The 1,442-nt window shown below is 61.8% G+C and carries 2 protein-coding genes; both read left to right on the top strand.

Going from position 1 to position 1,442, the window contains the following annotated elements:
* Positions 1-78: 78 nt before the first annotated feature.
* The gene (locus OIU93_RS20510) at positions 79-552 is read left to right on the top strand and encodes a helix-turn-helix domain-containing protein (RefSeq protein WP_264271886.1); all 474 of its coding nucleotides are present in this window, start codon (positions 79-81) and stop codon (positions 550-552) included.
* An 11-nt stretch (positions 553-563) separates the two neighbouring features.
* Positions 564-1,403 (top strand): IS3 family transposase, encoded by an 840-nt coding sequence (locus OIU93_RS20505; protein ID WP_264271885.1) that lies wholly within the window; start codon positions 564-566, stop codon positions 1,401-1,403.
* Positions 1,404-1,442 lie beyond the last annotated feature (39 nt).

Here is a 1,442-nt window from a genome sequence, read left to right as displayed (position 1 = left end):
TGAACTGCTCCCCGAAAGTTGGACTGAATAATTCAGATCCTTACTTTCGGGGAGTTTTTCATGCGTCAAAATAGTTCATTGACCGCCGAGCAGCGGCTGGCTGCCGTCGATCTTTTCGAGCAGGGAATCGGGCATAAGGCGGTATCCTCAAGACTGAACGCCGGTGAACACGCCGTTCGTGGGCTCGAGAAACGGTTCAGGATTTGGGGTAGGGCAGCGTTGGAAAGCAAACCGACCAATCAGGTGTATTCCTTCGAGTTCAAGCTCGCGGTCGTCCGCCAGTTCCTCGACGGCGAGGCGACGCTGATGGAGCTTGCCCAACGACACCGGCTCAGCTCCCCGAACCTTCTCAGGACCTGGGTCAGGACCTACCGGGAACAGGGCGAGGACGGGCTGCGTCCCAAGGCCAAGGGCCGTCCCAAGACCGCTTCCGGCGCCGAAGCGGGTGGACCCACCGAACTCGAGAAGCTGCGCCGCGAGAACCAGCGGCTGCAGGCGGAGAATGCATACCTAAAAAAAGTTCGGGCCTTGAGGAACCAACCACCGCGCTGAAAATCAGCGCGGTGATCGCCCTCAAGGCCTCCCACCCCTTGCCCCTGCTCCTGGCCGCTGCCGGGCTTCCCCGCTCCACGTTCTTCCACCGCCAGGCCGCGCTCAAGGCACCGGACCGGCACGCGGAGCTCCGCGCACGGATCCACGAGATCTTCACCAAGGCCATGAGCCGGTACGGGCACCGCCGCATCCACGCCGAATTGCTCGGCGGCGGGTGGCAGGTGGCGAAGAAGACCGTGCTGAAGCTGATGCGCGCCGAGGGCCTGGTCTGCAAGGTCCGCAGCAAGCGAAGGTATGCCTCCTACAAGGGCACTGTCGGCAAGGTCGCCGAAAACCTGCTGAAGCGCCAGTTCGACACCGAGGCACCGAACCTGAAGTGGGTGACCGACGTGACCGAATTCAAGATTGCCGACAGGAAGGTCTATCTTTCGCCGGTGCTGGACCTGTTCGACCGCTCGATCGTTTCCTACTCGGTGTCGCAGTCCCCGACCGTGGCCTTCGCCAACCAATCGCTTAGCGAGGCCATCGGGACCCTGGCCGCGGGCGAGGCGCCGATGGTGCACTCGGACCAGGGATTCCAGTACCAGCACGCCAGCTGCCAGAGGCTGCTGGCCGACGCCGGCATGACCCAATCCATGTCGCGCAAGGGCAACTGCCTGGACAACGCCGTGATGGAAAACTTCTTCGGGCACCTGAAGGAAGAGATGTTCCACCACCACGAACACACCAGCGTCGAGGCGTTCACCGCCGAGCTCGACGACTACATCCACTGGTACAACTATGACCGCATCTCGTTAACGCTCGAGTGCCTGAGCCCGATGAAATACCGGGCCCAGGCACTGGCTGCGTAGACTTTTACTTACCGAGTCCAACTTTCGGGGACCAGTTCA

Origin of the sequence: Paeniglutamicibacter sp. ZC-3, assembly GCF_025847175.2 — a bacterium.
Lineage (GTDB): Bacteria > Actinomycetota > Actinomycetes > Actinomycetales > Micrococcaceae > Paeniglutamicibacter > Paeniglutamicibacter sulfureus.
This window is presented reverse-complemented; position numbering and strand designations above follow the sequence as displayed.